Origin of the sequence: Streptomyces sp. NPDC059477, from assembly GCF_042749375.1 — a bacterium.
In the GTDB taxonomy this organism is placed as follows: domain Bacteria; phylum Actinomycetota; class Actinomycetes; order Streptomycetales; family Streptomycetaceae; genus Streptomyces.
This window is the reverse complement of the sequence record NZ_JBHYUG010000084.1, coordinates 1-18,996: the sequence shown is the minus strand read 5'-3', so window position 1 is coordinate 18,996 and position 18,996 is coordinate 1. Positions and strand designations below refer to the sequence as shown.

The following is an 18,996-nucleotide window of genomic DNA, read 5'->3' as shown; positions in this document are numbered from 1 at the left end:
GCCCCGCGCCCCCCCCCCCCCGCCGCCCCCCGCCCCCCGCGTCTGCAAAGGAAACGTCAACTGTGGCCCGGCTTAGGAATCTTGGAGCCAATCGGTGTGTTGTTGTGATGCGCCGGACACCCCCACGGTGCGCGATGCGTTGTACAACGTAAGCTGTACAGGTGCCGAATCGCGGCAAGTAGGGCGATAATGCGCGCGCCCGCCCTCGATGCCGCTGCGGCGAGCGTCGGGCGGCGTGTCCGAAATAGTGTGTATTGGGTAGGCAGTGTAGAACGGGAGATGTGACGGCAATGGCTACGGAAACTCCCCAGCTCTTCGCAGCATGTGCCGTCCCCGCACCGGGCAGCAAACGATGACGGCAGCGGACGCGACGCGCACCCGGGACCCGGAGCGCGACACGCTCGACAAGGCAGCGGACGAGAACTTCCCCGTGGCCCCCTTCTTCCTGCCCCGCGACTGGCGCCAAGATCTGATGGCCGTCTACGGCTTCGCCCGGCTGGTGGACGACATCGGCGACGGCGACCTCGCCCCCGGCGGCCTCGACGCCGCCCTGCTCGGCGTCGCACCCGGCCGGGCCGACGACCGGCTCCAGCTCCTCGACGCCTTCGAGACGGACCTGCGCCGGGTCTTCGACGGCACCCCGCGCCACCCCCTGCTGCGCCGCCTCGCGCCCACGGTCCACCGCCGCGCCCTCACCCCCGAGCCGTTCCTCGCGCTGATCGCCGCCAACCGCCAGGACCAGCTGATCAGCCGCTACGAGACCTACGACGACCTGCTCGCCTACTGCGAGCTGTCCGCCAACCCCGTGGGCCGTCTCGTCCTCGGCGTCACCGGCACCTCGACCCCCGAGCGGATCCGCCGCTCCGACGCCATCTGCACCGCGCTCCAGATCGTCGAACACCTCCAGGACGTCGCCGAGGACCTCGGCCGCGACCGGATCTATCTGCCCGCCGAGGACATGAAACGCTTCCACGTCCAGGAATCCGATCTCGCCGCGAGAAGCGCGAGCGCTTCGGTGCGCGCCCTGGTCGCCTACGAAGCGCAACGCGCCCGCGATCTGCTGAATGAAGGCGCCCCCCTGGTGGGTAGCGTCCACGGCAGGCTCAGGCTGCTGCTCGCGGGGTTCGTGGCGGGGGGAAGGGCGGCGATCGACGCGATCACCGCCGCCGAATACGACGTACTTCCCGGCCCGCCCAAGCCCGGCAAGCTCCGGCTGCTGCGCCAGGTGGGCGTCACTCTGCGAGGAGAGGGGTGATCCGGACCGTGGAGCTGACACCGCCCGTGTCCGCACCGGTACTCGCCGCCTACAGCTACTGCGAGACCGTCACCGGCCAGCAGGCCAGGAACTTCGCCTACGGCATCCGGCTGCTGCCCACGCCCAAACGGCGGGCGATGTCGGCGCTGTACGCGTTCTCCCGCCGGGTCGACGACATCGGCGACGGCGAGCTGGCGGACGACGTCAAGGCGGAACGGCTGGGCGAGACCCGGGCCCTGCTCGCCCGCGTCCGCGACGGCGGTGTCGACGAGGACGACACCGACCCCGTCGCCGTCGCCCTCACCCACGCCGCCGCGGCCTTCCCCATCCCGCTCCACGGCCTGGACGAACTGATCGACGGCGTCCAGATGGACGTACGCGGCGAGACCTACGAGACCTGGGACGACCTCAAGGGCTACTGCCGCTGTGTCGCGGGCGCCATCGGCCGTATCTCGCTCGGTGTGTTCGGCACGGAACCCGGCGCGCGCGGCGCCGAGCGGGCCCCCGAGTACGCCGACACCCTCGGCCTCGCCCTCCAGCTCACCAACATCCTGCGGGACGTGCGCGAGGACGCCGAGGGCGGGCGCACCTATCTGCCGGCCGACGACCTCGCCAAGTTCGGCTGCTCGGCCGGGTTCACCGCACCGGTCCCGCCGGAGGGCGCCGACTTCGCCGGACTCGTGCACTTCGAAGTACGCCGCGCCCGTGCCCTTTTCGCCGAGGGCTACCGGCTGCTGCCCATGCTCGACCGGCGCAGCGGCGCCTGTGTCGCCGCCATGGCCGGTATCTACCGCAGGCTGCTCGACCGCATCGAACGCGACCCCGAGGCCGTGCTGCGCGGCCGGGTCTCGCTGCCCGGACGCGAGAAGGCGTACGTCGCCGTACGCGGACTGTCCGGGCTCGACACCCGCAATGTCACCCGGAGGACCGTCAGGAGGCGCGCTTGATGGACGACCTGGGACAGAGCACCGAGGGAGGGAAACCCGGGGCAACCCAGCGGCCACGCCCCGCGTCCCTGACTGAACAACCCGCACGATGTCAGAGACGGCCCGGCCATGTCACCCAGGGGCGCGGAGAACCGCGCGACCGGCAACGGAACACGCGCACCCGCCCCACCACCCGTCACCACCTCGCAGGGAGGGCGCGTCATGCCTGACGGCACCACTGGGCCCACCCGCCACGCGGTGATCGTCGGCGGCGGCCTCGCGGGCGTCACCGCGGCCCTCGCCCTCGCGGACGCGGGCGTACGCGTCACCCTCCTCGAAAGCAGGCCACGCCTCGGCGGTCTCGCCTTCTCCTTCCAGCGCGGCGAACTGACCGTCGACAACGGCCAGCACGTGTACATGCGCTGCTGCACCGCCTACCGGTGGTTCCTCGACCGGATCGACGGCACGGCACTCGCGCCGCTCCAGGACCGCCTCGACGTACCCGTCGTCGACGCCGACCGCCCCGAGGGACGGCGGCTGGGCAGACTCCGGCGCGACGCGCTTCCGGCACCCCTGCATCTGGGGCGCACGCTCGCGACGTACCCGCATCTCTCGCTCGCCGAGCGGTCCAAGGTGGGCCGCGCCGCACTCGCGCTGAAGGGGCTCGACCTCGCCGATCCGGCCCTGGACCGGCAGGACTTCGGCAGCTGGCTGGCCGCGCACGGCCAGTCGGCGCGTGCCATCGAGGCCCTGTGGGACCTGGTCGGGGTCGCCACCCTCAACGCGGTCGCGGGCGACGCCTCACTGGCGCTCGCCGCGATGGTGTTCAAGACCGGTCTGCTGTCCGCCCCGGGCGCCGCCGACATCGGCTGGGCGCATGTACCCCTGGGGGAACTGCACGACCGGCTGGCCCGCAAGGCGCTCGACTCCGCGGGCGTACGTACCGAGGTCCGTTCACGCGTCACCTCCGTCTCCCCCCACACCAACGGCCGGTGGAGCGTCGAGGTTCCCGGCGAGAGCATCGAGGCCGACGCGGTCGTCCTCGCCGTGCCGCAGCGCGAGACGCACGACCTGCTGCCCGACGGCGCGCTCGACGCCCCCGGCCGGCTCCTGGAGATCGGCACCGCGCCCATCCTCAACGTCCATGTGGTCTACGACCGCAAGGTGCTCGACGCCCCGTTCCTCGCCGCTCTCGGCAGCCCCGTGCAGTGGGTGTTCGACCGCACCGACGCCTCCGGCCTGAAGGAGGGCCAGTACCTCGCGCTGTCCCAGTCCGCCGCGCAGGAGGAGATCGACCTGCCGGTCGCCGAGCTGCGCGAGCGCTATCTGCCCGAGCTGGCCCGGCTGCTGCCGCTGACCCGCGGCGCCGGGGTACGGGACTTCTTCGTGACCCGCGAGCGCACCGCCACCTTCGCTCCCGCCCCCGGCGTCGCCCGGCTCCGGCCCGGCGCCCGCACCAGAACCCCCGGCCTGTACCTGGCCGGAGCGTGGACCGCCACGGGCTGGCCCGCGACCATGGAGGGTGCGGTCCGCAGCGGCGTCAGCGCGGCGGACGCCGCGCTGCGCGCCCTGGGCCGGCCGCGCCCCGCCCGCCTCTTCGACATCGAGGAGGCCGCGTGAGATCCACCCCGCGCGCGGCGGGCCCCCGTACCGCCAGTACCGCCGGTACTGGCGGCACCGCCGGTACCACTGGCATCGCCGGCATCGCTGGCACCGCCGGCACCGTGACAGAAGGAGAGACTGTGCCCACTGTGCCCCCGGCCCCGAAGGCCGCTGGATGGCCCGCGGTGGACGTGTCCGCGCTGCTGGAGCGCGGCCGGACCCTGGCCACGCCGGTACTGCGGGCGGCCGTGGACCGCCTGGCCCCGCCCATGGACACCGTCGCCGCCTACCACTTCGGCTGGATCGACGCCCAGGGCAAGCCCGCCGACGGCGACGGCGGCAAGGCGGTGCGCCCCGCCCTCGCCGTGCTCTCCGCCGAAGTCACCGGCGCCCCGCCCGAGACCGGCGTGCCCGGCGCCGTCGCCGTCGAACTCGTGCACAACTTCTCCCTGCTGCACGACGACCTGATGGACGGCGACGAACAGCGCCGCCACCGCGACACCGTGTGGAAGGTGCACGGCCCCGCCCAGGCGATCCTCGTCGGCGACGCCCTGTTCGCGCTGGCCAACGACGTGCTGCTGCAACTGGGCACCGTCGAGGCCGGCCGCGCCACCCGCCGGCTGACCACCGCCACCCGTGCCCTGATCGACGGGCAGGCCCAGGACATCTCCTACGAGCACCGCGACCGCGTCAGCGTCGAGGAGTGTCTGGAGATGGAGGGCAACAAGACCGGCGCCCTGCTGGCCTGTGCCAGCTCCATCGGCGCCGTGCTCGGCGGCGCGGACGACCGCACCGCCGACACCCTGGAGAAATACGGCTACCACCTGGGCCTCGCCTTCCAGGCCGTGGACGACCTCCTCGGCATCTGGGGCGACCCGGAGGCCACCGGCAAGCAGGCGTGGAGCGATCTGCGCCAGCGCAAGAAGTCCCTGCCCGTCGTCGCCGCGCTCGCCGCGGGCGGCCCCGCCTCCGAGCGGCTCGGCGACATCCTCGCCGCGGACGCCAAGAGCAGCGACTTCGAGAACTTCTCCGAGGAGGAGTTCGCCGCCCGCGCCGCCCTCATCGACGAGGCCGGCGGCCGGGAATGGACCGCCGCGGAAGCCCGCCGTCAGCACCTCACCGCCATCGAAGCCCTCGACGCCATCGACATGCCCGACGCGGTGCGGGCACGGTTCACGGCGCTCGCCGACTTCGTCGTCGTACGAAAGAGATGATCACTATCGGTCGAAACATCCTCGCGTAGTCGCCGGCCGGTACAGCGAGCAGAGCGAGCGTACCGGCCGACGGCGGACCCAGCAGACGCACCACTTGCACACTGCACGAAGGGGAAGCCATGACAGCGACGACCGACGGAAGCACCGGGGCCCTGCCGCCCCGCGCTGCCGCGGCCAGCGAAAGCACCACCCCCGTCACGGCCGGGGTCCAAGATGCCGCACGGCGCGCGACATCGCGCGCCACGGATTTCCTGCTCTCCCAACAGGACGCCCAGGGCTGGTGGAAGGGCGACCTGGAAACCAATGTCACCATGGACGCCGAGGATCTGCTGCTGCGTCAGTTCCTCGGCATCCGCGACGAGTCCACCACCCGAGCCGCCGCCCTCTTCATCCGCGGCGAGCAGCGCGAGGACGGCACCTGGGCCACCTTCCTCGGCGGACCCGGCGAACTGTCCACCACCATCGAGGCGTACATCGCCCTCCGGCTGGCCGGGGACACACCCGACGCCCCGCACATGGCGAGAGCCGCGGCCTGGATCCGCACCCAGGGCGGCATGGCCCGCGCCCGGGTCTTCACCCGGGTCTGGCTCGCCCTGTTCGGCTGGTGGAAATGGGAGGACCTGCCCGAACTCCCGCCGGAGATCATCTACTTCCCGAAGTGGGTGCCGCTCAACATCTACGACTTCGGCTGCTGGGCCCGGCAGACGATCGTGCCGCTCACCATCGTCGCCGCCAAGCGGCCGGTGCGCCCGGCGCCCTTCCCGCTCGACGAACTGCACATCGACCCCGCCCGGCCCAACCCGGCCACACCGCTCGCCCCCGCCGCCAGCTGGGACGGCCTCTTCCAGCGCCTCGACAAGGCGCTGCACCTCTACCACAAGGTCGCCCCGCGCGCCCTGCGCAAGGCGGCCATGAACACCGCCGCCCGCTGGATCATCGAGCGGCAGGAGAACGACGGCTGCTGGGGCGGCATCCAGCCACCCGCCGTGTACTCGATCATGGCCCTGCATCTGCTCGGCTACGACCTCGAACACCCCGTGATGCGGGCGGGACTGGAGTCCCTGGACCGCTACGCGGTGTGGCGCGAGGACGGCGCCCGGATGATCGAGGCCTGCCAGTCCCCGGTCTGGGACACCTGCCTGGCCACCATCGCGCTCGCCGACGCGGGCGTCCCCGCCGACCATCCGCAACTGGTCAAGGCCGCCGACTGGATGATCAGCGAACAGGTCGTACGGCCCGGCGACTGGTCGGTGCGCCGGCCCGGACTGCCGCCCGGCGGCTGGGCGTTCGAGTTCCACAACGACAACTACCCCGACATCGACGACAGCGCCGAGGTCGTCCTCGCGCTGCGCCGGGTCCGCCACCCCGACAAGGAGCGGCTGGAGCGGGCGGTCGCGCGCGGGGTGCGCTGGCAGCTCGGCATGCAGTCCAAGGACGGGGCCTGGGGCGCCTTCGACGCCGACAACACCAGCCCGTTCCCCAACAAGCTGCCCTTCTGCGACTTCGGCGAGGTCATCGACCCGCCCTCGGCGGATGTCACCGCCCACGTCGTGGAGATGCTCGCCGTCGAGGGGCTGGCCGACGATCCGCGCACCCGGCGCGGCATCGCCTGGCTGCTCGCCGAACAGGAGCCGGACGGCTCGTGGTTCGGGCGCTGGGGCGTCAACTACATCTATGGCACCGGCTCGGTGGTGCCCGCCCTCACCGCCGCCGGCATCCCCCGCTCGCACCCGGCGATCCGCCGGGCCGTCGGCTGGCTGGAGTCCGTGCAGAACGAGGACGGCGGCTGGGGCGAGGATCTGCGCTCCTACTCCGACACCAAGAGCTGGAGCGGGAGCGGCGCCTCGACCGCCTCGCAGACCGCGTGGGCGCTGATGGCGCTGCTCGCGGCCGGGGGACGGGACTCCAAGGCCGTCGAGCGGGGGGTGCGCTGGCTCGCCGAGACCCAGCGGGAGGACGGCTCCTGGGACGAGCCGTACTTCACCGGCACCGGCTTCCCCTGGGACTTCTCCATCAACTACCACCTCTACCGGCAGGTCTTCCCGCTCACCGCTCTCGGCCGCTATGTCCACGGCGACCCCTTCGACGGGCCCGGGAAGAACCGGCCCGCCGAGGCAGTGAAGGGCTCGGTGGTCCGTCTGGGGGAGAGCCCCCGCGCCCAGGCCGGGAAGGGCTCGCTGGCCGGGGCCGGGGAGGGCTGATGGGCCGCCAGCCCGACGCCGCACCGCTGCTGATCGCCTGCGCGCTCGGCATCGAGCACCTCGCCCTGCGCCTGGGCGAGCGCGGCGGCGCGAGCGGGCCGGTCACCGTCGTGCGCACCGGTATGGGGCCCCGGGCCGCCGAACGCTCCGTGGGCCGGGTCCTCGCCGATCCGGCCCTCGCCGGGGCCGCCGTCCTCGCCACCGGCTTCTGCGCCGGACTCGCCCCCGGTATGCACCCCGGGGACCTGGTCGTCGCCGAGGAGACCCGCGACCCGCGCGGGACCGTGACCTGCACGGGCACCGCACCGCTCGTCGAGGAGCTGACCCGGGCCCTGCCCGGCCGCACCGTCCACACCGGCCCGCTCACCGGCTCCGACCATGTCGTACGCGGCCAGGAACGGTCCGATCTACGGGCCACCGGCGCGATCGCGGTCGACATGGAGTCCGCCGCCACGCTTCTGAGCGCCGTCCGCGCGGGCGAGCGCCCGGTTGCGGCCGTCCGGGTGGTCGTGGACGCTCCAGAACATGAACTCGTCCGGATCGGCACGGTGCGCGGTGGAATATCAGCTTTCCGCGTCCTGCGTTCCGTACTACCGACTTTCTTCGAATGGCACCGTAATGTGCTGCTCCCCAGGAGGTGAGCCCGATGGCCATGCCGCTGCGCCAGTCCATCAAGGTCGCTACATACTTGGCCGAACAGAAGCTGCGTCGGCGCGACAAGTTCCCGCTGATCGTGGAGCTTGAACCGCTGTTCGCCTGCAATCTGAAGTGCGAGGGCTGCGGCAAGATCCAGCACCCGGCCGGGGTGCTCAAGCAGCGCATGCCGGTCGCCCAGGCCGTGGGGGCGGTCCTCGAATCCGGCGCCCCGATGGTGTCCATCGCCGGTGGCGAGCCCCTGATGCACCCGCAGATCGATGAGATCGTGCGTCAGTTGGTGGCCAAGCGGAAGTACGTCTTCCTGTGCACCAACGCCATGCTGCTGCGCAAGAAGATGGACAAGTTCACGCCCTCGCCCTACTTCGCCTTCGCCGTCCACATCGACGGCCTGCGCGAGCGCCACGACGAGTCGGTGGCCAAGGAGGGCGTGTTCGACGAGGCGGTGGCCGCCATCAAGGAGGCCAAGCGGCGCGGCTTCCGGGTCACCACCAACTCGACCTTTTTCAACACCGACACCCCGCAGACCATCGTCGAGGTGCTCAACTTCCTCAACGACGACCTCAAGGTCGACGAGATGATGATCTCGCCCGCCTACGCCTACGAGAAGGCCCCCGACCAGGAGCACTTCCTGGGCGTGGAGCAGACCCGGGAGCTGTTCAAGAAGGCGTTCTCCGGCGGCAACCGGCGCAAGTGGCGGCTGAACCACTCCCCGCTCTTCCTGGACTTCCTGGAGGGCAAGGTCGACTTCCCCTGCACCGCCTGGGCGATCCCCAACTACTCCCTGTTCGGCTGGCAGCGCCCCTGCTATCTGATGAGCGACGGGTACGTGCCGACGTACCGTGAACTCATCGAGGAGACCGACTGGGACAAGTACGGCCGGGGCAAGGACCCGCGCTGCGCCAACTGCATGGCGCACTGCGGCTACGAGCCCACCGCGGTCCTGGCCACCATGGGCTCGCTCAAGGAGTCGCTGCGGGCCATGCGCGAGACGGTCAACGGGAACCGGGACTGACGCGATGACCGCCATTTCCTTGGGCGTTCCCGAGGTACCGGTCCGGCCGGTCGCCGAGCGGCGGGTGTCGCGGCGGATCCAGGTCGGGCCGGTGGCGGTCGGGGGCGGGGCCCCGGTGTCGGTGCAGTCGATGACGACGACCCGTACGTCGGACATCGGCGCCACGCTCCAGCAGATCGCCGAGCTGACCGCGTCCGGCTGCCAGATCGTCCGGGTGGCCTGTCCGACGCAGGACGACGCGGACGCGTTGTCGACGATCGCGCGCAAGTCGCAGATCCCGGTGATCGCCGACATCCACTTCCAGCCGAAGTACGTGTTCGCCGCCATCGAGGCGGGCTGCGCGGCCGTCCGGGTCAACCCGGGCAACATCAAGCAGTTCGACGACAAGGTGCGCGAGATCGCGAAGGCGGCCAACGAGCACGGGACGCCGATCCGGATCGGGGTCAACGCGGGTTCGCTGGACCGGCGGCTGCTCCAGAAGTACGGCAAGGCGACCCCCGAGGCCCTGGTGGAATCGGCCCTGTGGGAGGCGTCGCTCTTCGAGGAGCACGGCTTCCGGGACATCAAGATCTCGGTCAAGCACAACGACCCGGTCGTGATGATCGAGGCGTACCGGCAGCTCGCCGCCCAGTGCGACTACCCGCTGCACCTCGGCGTGACGGAGGCGGGTCCCGCCTTCCAGGGCACCATCAAGTCGGCCGTGGCCTTCGGCGCCCTGCTCTCCCAGGGCATCGGGGACACCATCCGGGTCTCCCTGAGCGCGCCGCCCGCCCAGGAGGTCAAGGTCGGCCTCCAGATCCTGGAGTCCCTGAACCTGAAACAGCGGCGGCTGGAGATCGTCTCCTGCCCGTCCTGCGGACGCGCCCAGGTCGACGTCTACAAGCTGGCGGACGAGGTCACGGCCGGTCTGGAGGGCATGGAGGTGCCGCTCAGGGTGGCGGTGATGGGGTGTGTCGTCAACGGCCCCGGCGAGGCCCGCGAGGCCGATCTCGGCGTCGCCTCCGGCAACGGCAAGGGCCAGATCTTCGTCAAGGGCGAGGTCGTGAAGACCGTCCCCGAGTCCAGAATCGTGGAGACCCTCATCGAGGAGGCGCTGAAGATCGCCGAGCGGATGGAGAGGGACGGCGTGGGGCCGGGGGCGCCGGCCGTCACCGTGACGTGAACGGCACGTGTGACAGCACGGGTTGAACAGGACGGGTTGGATTGCACGTGTGGGAAACAGCACGGACCGAAGGGGGCCGAGCGTGACGATTCTGGAGTCCATCCGGGGACCACGCGATCTGAAGGCGCTGACCGAGGCGCAGCTCGCTGAACTGTCCGGAGAGATCAGGGAGTTCCTGGTGCAGGCGGTCGCCAGGACCGGCGGGCATCTGGGACCCAATCTGGGCGTGGTGGAACTCACCGTCGCGCTGCACCGGGTCTTCGAGTCGCCGCGCGACCGCATCGTGTGGGACACCGGCCACCAGAGCTATGTGCACAAGCTGCTGACCGGCCGCCAGGACTTCTCCAAGCTGCGCTCCAAGGGCGGCCTGTCCGGCTACCCCTCGCGCGAGGAGTCCGAGCACGACATCGTCGAGAACAGCCACGCCTCCACGGCGCTCGGCTGGGCCGACGGCCTCGCCAAGGCCCGCGAGGTGCAGGGCGAGAAGGGCCATGTCGTCGCGGTCATCGGCGACGGGGCGCTGACCGGCGGCATGGCCTGGGAGGCGCTCAACAACATCGCGGCGGCCAAGAACCGCCCGCTGATCATCGTCGTCAACGACAACGAGCGCTCCTACGCCCCCACCATCGGCGGCCTCGCCAACCATCTCGCCACCCTGCGCACCACCGACAGCTACGAGCAGGTGCTGGCCTGGGGCAAAGAGGTCCTCCAGCGCACGCCCGTGGTCGGCGCCCCCGTCTACGAGGCCCTGCACGGCGCCAAGAAGGGCTTCAAGGATGCCTTCGCCCCGCAGGGCATGTTCGAGGACCTGGGGCTGAAGTACGTCGGCCCGATCGACGGCCACGACCTGGGCGCCGTCGAGTCCGCGCTGCGCCGAGCGAAACGTTTCCACGGCCCGGTCCTGGTGCACTGCCTCACCGAGAAGGGCCGCGGCTACGAACCGGCCCTCGCGCACGAGGAGGACCACTTCCACACCGTCGGGGTGATGGACCCGCTCACCTGCGAGCCCCTGACCCCCTCGCCCGCGCCCTCCTGGACCTCGGTCTTCGGCGAGGAGATCGTGGCGATCGGCGAGGAGCGCGAGGACGTCGTGGCGATCACGGCGGCCATGCTGCACCCGGTCGGCCTCGGCGCCTTCGCCGAACGGTTCCCGGACCGGGTGTGGGACGTCGGCATCGCCGAGCAGCACGCGGCGGTCTCGGCGGCGGGCCTCGCGACCGGCGGACTGCACCCGGTGGTCGCCCTGTACGCGACCTTCCTCAACCGCGCCTTCGACCAGCTCCTCATGGATGTCGCCCTGCACCGCTGCGGGGTGACCTTCGTCCTGGACCGGGCCGGGATCACCGGTACCGACGGCGCCTCCCACAACGGCATGTGGGACCTGTCCGTGCTCCAGGTCGTGCCCGGCCTGCGGATCGCCGCGCCACGCGACGCGGATCAGCTGCGCGCGCAACTGCGGGAGGCGGTCGCCGTGGACGACGCGCCGACACTGGTCCGCTTCCCGAAGGAGTCCGTCGGTGCGTCGATCCCGGCGGTCGACCGGATCGGGGGGATCGACGTGCTGCACCGGCCCGACGGGCCCGGCACGGCGCAGGTGCTGCTGGTGGCGGTCGGGGTGATGGCCCCGGTGTGCCTCAAGGCCGCCGAACTGCTCGCGGCCCGCGGCATCGGCTGCACGGTCGTGGACCCGCGCTGGGTCAAGCCCGTCGATCCCGCGCTGCCCGCTCTCGCCGCCGGGCACCGGCTGGTCGCGGTGGTCGAGGACAACAGCCGCGCGGCCGGCGTCGGCTCGGCGGTGGCGCTCGCGCTGGGCGACGCCGAGGTGGATGTGCCGGTACGGCGCTTCGGCATCCCCGAGCAGTTCCTCGCCCACGCCAAGCGCGGCGAGGTCCTCGCGGACATCGGGCTGACGCCGGTGGACATCGCGGGGCGGATCGGGGCGAGCCTGGCGGCGAAGGGGGCCGCCGAGGACCCGGTGACGAGCGCGGCCGAGGACCCGGTGAAGGGCCCGGGCCCGAGCCGTGCCGCCAACGGCACGAGCCGTACGACGCCGAGGCGCACCCCCCGTACCGCGAACGGCACCCCCCGCACCACCCCCACGACGACGACCGCCGTCAAGAACGTCAAGAACGCCAGAACCGCCAGAACCGCCGAGACGGCCAAGACGGCCAAGACGGCCAAGACGGCCAAGACGGCCAAAACCGCCAAGCCCGTGAAGACCACGAAGAATGTGAAGAGCGTGGAGAAGCCGCCGTCCGAGGAGACCCCGCGATGACCACCGCGGAAGGAGCGGCCGGGGGCGGTGGATTCGATCTCGCCGCCCTGCTGGCCGAGCGTGGCGCCGAGCGCTACGAGCTGCACACCCGGTATCTGAACCACCAGCTCCCGCGCATGCTGCACACCATCGGCTTCGACAAGGTCTACGAGCGGGCCGAGGGCGCCTATTTCTGGGACGCGGACGGCGCGGACTACCTGGACATGCTCGCCGGGTTCGGGGTGATGGGCCTGGGCCGGCATCACCCCGTGGTCCGCCGGGCGCTGCACGACGTCCTGGACGCCCAGCTCGCCGACCTGACCCGCTTCGACTGCCCGCCGCTGCCCGGTCTGCTGGCCGAGCGGCTGCTGGCGCACAGCCCGCACCTGGACCGGGTGTTCTTCGGCAACAGCGGCACGGAGGCGGTGGAGACCGCGCTGAAGTTCGCCCGCCGGGCCACGGGCAGGCCCAGGGTCCTGTACTGCGCGCACGCCTTCCACGGGCTGACCACGGGCTCGCTGTCCGTCAACGGCGAGGACGGCTTCCGGGACGGCTTCGCCCCGCTGCTGCCCGACACGGCCGTCCCGCTCGGCGATCTCGACGCCCTCGCGCGCGAGCTGAGGAAGGGCGACGTGGCCGCCCTGATCGTGGAGCCCATCCAGGGCAAGGGGGTGCACGAGACGCCGCCCGGCTATCTGCGGGCCGCCCAGGAGCTGCTGCACCGGCACAAGGCGCTGCTGATCGCGGACGAGGTGCAGACCGGCCTGGGCCGCACCGGCGACTTCTACGCCTATCAGCACGAGGAGGGCGTGGAGCCGGATCTTGTCTGCGTGGCGAAGGCGCTGTCCGGCGGTTATGTGCCGGTCGGGGCGACGCTCGGCAAGGACTGGATCTTCAAGAAGGTCTATTCGTCCATCGACCGGGTGCTGGTCCACTCGGCGAGCTTCGGCGGCAACGCCCAGGCCATGGCGGCGGGCCTCGCGGTCCTGTCGGTCATGGAGAACGAGCGGATCGTGGCCAACGCGCGCGCGACCGGCGACCTGCTGAGGTCCCGGCTGGCGGCGCTGGTCGACAAGTACGAGCTGCTCGCCGATGTGCGCGGGCGGGGCCTGATGGTCGGCATCGAGTTCGGCCGGCCCAGGTCGCTGGGGCTGCGCAGCCGCTGGACCATGCTCCAGGCGGCCCGCAAGGGCCTGTTCGCGCAGATGGTGGTCGTGCCGCTGCTCCAGCGGCACCGGATCCTCACCCAGGTCTCCGGCGACCATCTGGAGGTGATCAAACTGATCCCGCCGCTGATCGTGGGGGAGAAGGAGGTCGACCGGTTCGTGGACGCCTTCACGGAGATCATGGACGACGCGCACAGCGGTGGCGGGCTGATCTGGGACTTCGGCAGGACGCTGGTGAAGCAGGCGGTGGCCAACAGGTGAGCTGGTGAAGCCGGCGGTGGCCGACAGGTGAGCTGGTGAAGCCGGCGGTGGCCGACAGGTGAGCTGGTGAAGCCGGCGGTGGCCGCCGACAGGTGAGGGTGAGCACCGGCCACCGGGAAGACTCTTGTCTCTGAGGCAAGGAATTTGCCTTAGAGGTAAGAATCCGGCTCAATGGAGGGCATGAGCCACCCTCACGACGTCGAGCCGGAGGCGGCCGAGCCGCTGCCGGCCGTCGCCCCGCAGCTGCGCGCCCTGCGCCGCCGGGCCTCGCTCACCCTGGAGGCCGCGGCCCGCGCCGCCGGACTGTCGCCCGCCCACCTCTCCCGGCTGGAGACCGGCGGGCGCCAGCCCTCGCTCCCCATGCTGCTCTCCCTCGCCCGTGTCTACGGTACGACGGTCTCCGAGCTGCTCGGCGAGACCGTCCCCGACCGGGACGCCGTCCTGCGCGCCGCCCACAAGGATCCGACCGAGGCGGGCGGCTGGACGTACTGGCAGGCCGGCGCGCCCGGCCGGGGCATGCAGGCGCTGCGCGTCCAGGTGCCCTACGGCTCCCAGGGCGACATCGTGCGCGTGCATCCCGGCGAGGAGTGGCTGTATGTCCTCACGGGCCGGCTGCGGCTGCGCCTCGGGGACTCCGCCCATCAGCTCGGTGCCGGGGACAGCGCGCACTTCGACTCGCTGACCCCGCACCGGATCGCCGCTCAGGACCCGGACGGGGTCGAGCTGCTGTTCGTCCACACCCTCTTGCAGAGCCCCACGGCCGCGCTGTGCCTCGGCCCGATCACGGGAGAAAAAACGCCATGAGTGAGCCCAAGGCGATCAAGCCCAAGGAGAAGCGGCACCTCGGTGTCTGGCTGAGGCTGTTCATCTACGTCGTGGCCGGGCACGTCTTCGCCACGTTCCTGTATCTGCTGTTCGAGGTCGGCGGGAAGTAGCCGGCCCGGCGGCCGGTCGGGGCGGGACCGGGCGGGCGGGACCAGGCGGGCGGGACCAGGCGGAGCGGGCGCTCAGTCGAGCAGCCGTTCCCGCAGCCGGTCGCGCCGCTCCGGGGTGATCCGCAGGGCCCGCTCCAGATAGGCGTCGACGCCGCCCCAGGTCTCGTCGATGGTGTCGATCGCCGCGGTCAGATACTCGGCGCGCGCGTCGAAGAGCGGGCTGATCAGCTCCATGACCTCCGGGGCGTAGGCGGAGGGGGAGGTGCCGCTGCGGCGCACCTTGTACCGGCGGTGGGTGGCGTTGGACTCCAGATAGTCCGCGAGGATCGCCTCGCGCTCCACGCCGACCGCCAGCAGAGTCACCGCGATGGACAGACCCGCGCGGTCCTTGCCGGCCGCGCAGTGCATCAGGGCCGGGACGCTGTCCTCGGCGAGGGCGTGCAGCACCCGGGAGTGCTCGGCGGTGCGCTCCTTGATGATCACGCGGTACGAGTCGACCATCCGGCTCTCGGCCCGGCCCCCGGAGAGGATCTCCCGCAGCAGGGCCACATCGCCGTCCCGGATCATCGTCCAGAACTCGGCGCCGTCGGCGGGGTCGCTCAGCGGCAGGTTCAGATTGCGCACACCGGGCAGCTCGACGTCCTGGCCTTCGAGGCGCTGGTCCGCGGCGTTGCGGAAGTCGAAGATCGTGTGCAGCCCGAGGGTGGCCAGGAACGCGGCGTCCTCGGGGGTCGCGTGCGCGAGATGGCCGCTGCGGTACAGCACTCCGTGGCGCACCCGGCGGCCGTCCACGGTCGGCAGTCCGCCGACATCGCGGAAGTTGCGGACTCCGGCCAGTTCGGGCTCGGTCGAGGGGACCTGTTGCGTCACGGGGGCTCCTCCCAGTCGGCTGGCCCGCCCGGCTCCGTCGCCGGGCGGCAGCTGCCCTTCGACGATACGACATGACGAAACGGCCGAAATGGCGACAAAGTTGGCCGAGATGCCTTCTGTGTCGCATCTGGGACCCCTGTCCGAATTGAAAGTCTAAGTGGCCTTGATGACCACTCGCCACAACTCGCTGCGGAATAAAGAAAGGTGGAGCAGGGGCACGTGAGCAGCGTCATATCCGTGACCGTGTGTCGCCCGTCATGCTCACGTAATCAAGGTGTTTTCCAAGGCTCTTCGAGCGATTCGACAGGGCCATTGCGACAGAGGGTGACCGGGAATTCCCGCTACGGATCAAGAAGAGGACCTTCGGGTGGAACCTCTTGCTTGTCCCTTTGCGTCTTGGTCGCTTACGTTCGCCACCGAATCCGGACGGAACGCCGAATCCTGCCGCCGTCCGGAACCCGCACTAACCCACCCGTGTTCGGCAGGAGCGGGGGACCCACAGGACTTCACCGCCTGTTCCGGTCTCCGGAACGGCTAGGGGTTTAGTCGCGCAATTCCCGCGACCGGGCATCTCCAGCCCGCACCCGACAGCTCACCTCGCAGGCGCCGGAGAGGAATTCGTCATGCCCGCGAAGGGTAAGCACCGCCGTCCCAGGACCTTGCGTCTCACCCGCTCCATCGCCGTCGCCGGAACCGGCGGCGCCGCACTCGCCCTGCCGCTCATGGGAGCCACCGGCGCCCACGCGGCCACCGGGGAGTCGGTCCCGCACAAGCCCGCCGGCTCCGTCACCGCCGCCGCTCCCGCCTCGGCGCCCCAGCAGACCGTTGCGCAGGTCACCGACCAGCAGCCCACCGCACCGCGGACGAGCGTGCGGACCTACTCCGTGAAGGTGGGCGACTATCTCGCGAAGATCGCCGACGAGCAGGACATCAGCGGTGGCTGGCAGCGGATCTACGAGGACAACCGCGAGGCCGTGGGCGGCGATCCGTCGCTCATCCACCCCGGCCTGAAGCTCACCCTCGGCGCCCAGGCGTCCAGCGGCGACGCGTCCTCGGACACCACCGCCTCCGAGGCGCCGAGCACCCAGTCCTCGGGCTCCATCGAGTCCCAGGCGTCGGACGCCCCGACACAGCGGGACGAGTCGTCGTCACCGTCCTCGTCGTCCGAGTCGCAGTCGGCGGCCTCCGGGGAGAGCACCAGCACCAGCACCGGTACGAGCACCGGCGCCTACAGCCTCCCGGTCACGGGCGGCGGCGTCGGCACGCCGTACCACCAGACCGGCAGCATGTGGTCCAGCGGCTACCACACCGGTGTCGACTTCACGGTCTCCACCGGCACCTCGCTCAAGGCCGTCGGCGCCGGTACGGTCGTCTCGGCCGGCTGGGGCGGCGCGTACGGCAACGAGGTCGTCATCAAGCTCGCCGACGGCTACTACGCCGAGTACGCCCATCTGTCCTCGCTGTCCGTCTCGGCGGGCCAGTCCGTGACCGCCGGACAGCAGATCGGTCTCTCCGGCGCGACCGGCAATGTCACCGGCCCGCACCTGCACTTCGAGATCCGGACCGGGCCCGACTACGGCTCGGACGTGGACCCCGTCGCCTATCTGCGCTCCAAGGGCCTCTCCGTCGGCTGAGGCACCGCCGCGCTCCACTCCGAAGGCCGGACCCCCGATCCCCGGGTCCGGCCTTCGGCGCGTATCACTTCTGTCACTTCTGATGGTCCGTCGGATATCCAGGTATTCCGCGCTTGACCAAGGTTTGGGCCGTGGCCTATCTCACCGCCCGTCAACCCCGTATTACGGTCGCGTAGGTCACATTCGAGGAGGAATCATGGCTCGATGTGGCAGACGATTCGGAGAATGACAGCAGATCGGTGATCGGGTCGTACGTGGCGCTGGGGGACAGCTTCACCGAAGGTGTGGGCGACCCCGGCCCCGACGGGGCGCTCGTCGGCTGGGCGGACCGGTTCGCGGTGCTGCTCGCGGACCGGTGTCCGGAAGGCGACTTCAACTACACGAACCTCGCGGTGCGGGGCAAACTGCTCGATCAGATCGTGGCGGACCAGGTGCCGCGGGCCGTGGACCTGGCACCCGATCTGATCTCGTTCACCGCGGGCGGCAATGACATCCTGCGCCCCGGCAGCGACCCGGACGACGTCGCCGAGCGCTTCGAGCGCGCGGTCGCCGTCCTGACCGAGACGGCCGGCACGGTCCTGGTGACGACCGGCTTCGACACCCGCGGGGTGCCGCTGTTCAAGCATCTGCGCGGCAAGATCGCGACGTACAACGGGCATGTCCGGGCCGTGGCCGACCGCTATGGCTGCCCGGTCCTCGACCTGTGGTCCCTGAAGTCCGTCCAGGACCGCCGGGCCTGGGACGACGACCGGCTCCACCTCTCACCCGACGGCCATACCCGGGTGGCCCTGCGGGCCGGCCAGGCGCTCGGCGTCGATGTCCCGGCCGACCCCGAACAGGCCTGGCCCCCGCAGCCGCCGCGCGGCACCCTCGACGTCCGCCGGGACGACGTCCACTGGGCCCGTGAGTATCTGGTGCCCTGGATCGGCCGCAGGCTGCGCGGCGAATCCTCGGGCGACCATGTGACGGCCAAGGGCACGCTGTCCCCGGACGACATCAGAACCCGCATCGAGTCGGTGGCGCGAGTGGCCTGACTCGGTCCGGGGGCGGCTCTCAGAGCGAGTCCAGACCCAGTTCCCGGGCCAGGGCCTCGTCCACCCACTGTTGTGCGCGGGTGCGGGAGACCGCGCCCGCGTACGACGTGATCTGTACGGCGAGCCCGTCCAGCAGGGCCGTCAGGCGCAGGGCGGTGGCCGTCGGGTCGGGACAGCGGAACTCCCCGGCGGCCACGCCCTCCGCGATCACCCCGGCGAGCGCCGCCTTCCACTCGCGGTCCAGCTCGCGGGTGACCTCCTGGAGGGCGGGTTCGCGCAGCGCCACCGCCCAGCCCTCGATCCACAGCCGCCAGCCCTTGGCCTGCCCGGTGGGGGCGTACCAGCGCACCGCCGACCGCAGCCGGCGCAGCGCGCTGGTCCGGCGGCCGAGCAGGGTGCGCAACTGCGCGAGATCGTCCTGGGCGGCGTGCGTGAACGCGGCGGCGACGAGCTTCTCCTTGGTGGAGAAGTGGTACAGCACGAGCGCGTTGCTCACCCCGAGCGCCGAGGCCACGTCGGCGATCCGGACCGCCGCGACCCCCCGTGCCTCGATCTGCTCGACAGCGGCCCGCAACATCTCCCCACGCCGCTCCGCCACACTCAACCGCACTCTCGCCACGGCGGTCACCCTATCGCCCGGGGTGGTGGGGGGGGTGGGTGGACTACACGGGGGTGTGCCGCTGGGTGGTGGGGGGTGGGTGGCGAGGCGATGGCTTCCGGCCCTCCCGGGGCGTCAGCCTGGCGCGGGGGTGCGGGGGTGCGGGGGTGCGGGGGTGGGGGGGTGGGGGGGTGCGGGGGTGCGGGGGTGCGGGG

The 18,996-nt window shown here is 71.4% G+C and carries 15 protein-coding genes, 1 pseudogene and 1 riboswitch; of the genes and pseudogenes, 14 read left to right on the top strand and 2 right to left on the bottom strand.

Translation table 11 applies throughout. The features are described from left to right. Positions 1 to 352 precede the first annotated feature (352 nt). The 12 genes and pseudogenes from hpnC (at position 353) to ACFXAZ_RS30725 (ending at position 14,645) form a co-directional block, all read left to right on the top strand. Positions 353 to 1,255, top strand: coding sequence for a squalene synthase HpnC (gene hpnC / locus ACFXAZ_RS30780; RefSeq protein ID WP_384597840.1), 903 nt, complete (start codon positions 353 to 355; stop codon positions 1,253 to 1,255). Then, a complete protein-coding gene (gene hpnD / locus ACFXAZ_RS30775) occupies positions 1,252 to 2,202 on the top strand; it encodes a presqualene diphosphate synthase HpnD (protein ID WP_384597838.1) in 951 nt (316 codons plus the stop codon). Before hpnC ends, hpnD begins: the two co-directional genes overlap by 4 nt. A 201-nt stretch (positions 2,203 to 2,403) precedes the next feature. Next, on the top strand, positions 2,404 to 3,801 hold the full coding sequence (gene hpnE / locus ACFXAZ_RS30770; protein ID WP_384597837.1) for a hydroxysqualene dehydroxylase HpnE: 1,398 nt from the start codon (positions 2,404 to 2,406) through the stop codon (positions 3,799 to 3,801). A gap of 122 nt (positions 3,802 to 3,923) precedes the next feature. Beyond that, positions 3,924 to 4,997: a polyprenyl synthetase family protein gene (locus tag ACFXAZ_RS30765; RefSeq protein WP_384597835.1), complete on the top strand. Its 1,074-nt coding sequence runs from the start codon at positions 3,924 to 3,926 to the stop codon at positions 4,995 to 4,997. Between the two features lie 119 nt (positions 4,998 to 5,116). Further along, positions 5,117 to 7,198 (top strand): squalene--hopene cyclase, encoded by a 2,082-nt coding sequence (shc, locus tag ACFXAZ_RS30760; protein WP_384597833.1) that lies wholly within the window; start codon positions 5,117 to 5,119, stop codon positions 7,196 to 7,198. Continuing rightward, entirely contained in the window at positions 7,198 to 7,839 is a 642-nt protein-coding gene (locus ACFXAZ_RS30755) for a 1-hydroxy-2-methyl-2-butenyl 4-diphosphate reductase (protein ID WP_384597831.1), read from the top strand. Before shc ends, ACFXAZ_RS30755 begins: the two co-directional genes overlap by 1 nt. 5 nt (positions 7,840 to 7,844) lie before the next feature. Continuing rightward, positions 7,845 to 8,867 carry an adenosyl-hopene transferase HpnH gene (gene hpnH / locus ACFXAZ_RS30750; RefSeq protein WP_382686600.1) on the top strand — a complete coding sequence of 341 codons (1,023 nt, stop codon included), beginning with the start codon at positions 7,845 to 7,847 and terminating at the stop codon, positions 8,865 to 8,867. Positions 8,868 to 8,871: 4 nt separating this feature from the next. Further along, positions 8,872 to 10,029 (top strand): flavodoxin-dependent (E)-4-hydroxy-3-methylbut-2-enyl-diphosphate synthase, encoded by a 1,158-nt coding sequence (gene ispG, locus ACFXAZ_RS30745; RefSeq protein WP_384597829.1) that lies wholly within the window; start codon positions 8,872 to 8,874, stop codon positions 10,027 to 10,029. Between the two features lie 82 nt (positions 10,030 to 10,111). Next, positions 10,112 to 11,998, top strand: a pseudogene (gene dxs, locus ACFXAZ_RS30740) (1-deoxy-D-xylulose-5-phosphate synthase); the annotation flags it as partial. A 302-nt stretch (positions 11,999 to 12,300) separates the two neighbouring features. Then, positions 12,301 to 13,710 (top strand): aspartate aminotransferase family protein, encoded by a 1,410-nt coding sequence (locus tag ACFXAZ_RS30735; protein ID WP_384597828.1) that lies wholly within the window; start codon positions 12,301 to 12,303, stop codon positions 13,708 to 13,710. 171 nt (positions 13,711 to 13,881) lie between these two features. Continuing rightward, a complete protein-coding gene (locus ACFXAZ_RS30730; protein ID WP_384597826.1) occupies positions 13,882 to 14,514 on the top strand; it encodes a helix-turn-helix domain-containing protein in 633 nt (210 codons plus the stop codon). Beyond that, positions 14,511 to 14,645, top strand: a complete 135-nt coding sequence (locus ACFXAZ_RS30725; protein ID WP_382686589.1) for a DUF6126 family protein — start codon at positions 14,511 to 14,513, stop codon at positions 14,643 to 14,645. The genes ACFXAZ_RS30730 and ACFXAZ_RS30725 overlap by 4 nt, the downstream gene beginning before the upstream one ends. 72 nt (positions 14,646 to 14,717) lie before the next feature. On the opposite strand, the gene ACFXAZ_RS30720 is transcribed toward ACFXAZ_RS30725, so the two are convergent. After that, positions 14,718 to 15,515 (bottom strand): tyrosine-protein phosphatase, encoded by a 798-nt coding sequence (locus ACFXAZ_RS30720; RefSeq protein WP_384597824.1) that lies wholly within the window; start codon positions 15,513 to 15,515, stop codon positions 14,718 to 14,720. Positions 15,516 to 15,937: 422 nt separating this feature from the next. Then, a riboswitch (cyclic di-AMP (ydaO/yuaA leader) is annotated at positions 15,938 to 16,134 on the top strand. Between the two features lie 4 nt (positions 16,135 to 16,138). On the opposite strand from ACFXAZ_RS30720, the gene ACFXAZ_RS30715 reads away from it, so the two are divergent. Beyond that, the gene (locus ACFXAZ_RS30715; protein WP_384597822.1) at positions 16,139 to 17,149 is read left to right on the top strand and encodes a peptidoglycan DD-metalloendopeptidase family protein; all 1,011 of its coding nucleotides are present in this window, start codon (positions 16,139 to 16,141) and stop codon (positions 17,147 to 17,149) included. A 239-nt stretch (positions 17,150 to 17,388) separates the two neighbouring features. Continuing rightward, positions 17,389 to 18,183, top strand: coding sequence for an SGNH/GDSL hydrolase family protein (locus ACFXAZ_RS30710; protein ID WP_384597867.1), 795 nt, complete (start codon positions 17,389 to 17,391; stop codon positions 18,181 to 18,183). A gap of 19 nt (positions 18,184 to 18,202) precedes the next feature. On the opposite strand, the gene ACFXAZ_RS30705 is transcribed toward ACFXAZ_RS30710, so the two are convergent. Continuing rightward, entirely contained in the window at positions 18,203 to 18,802 is a 600-nt protein-coding gene (locus tag ACFXAZ_RS30705; protein WP_384597820.1) for a TetR/AcrR family transcriptional regulator, read from the bottom strand. Positions 18,803 to 18,996: the final 194 nt, after the last annotated feature.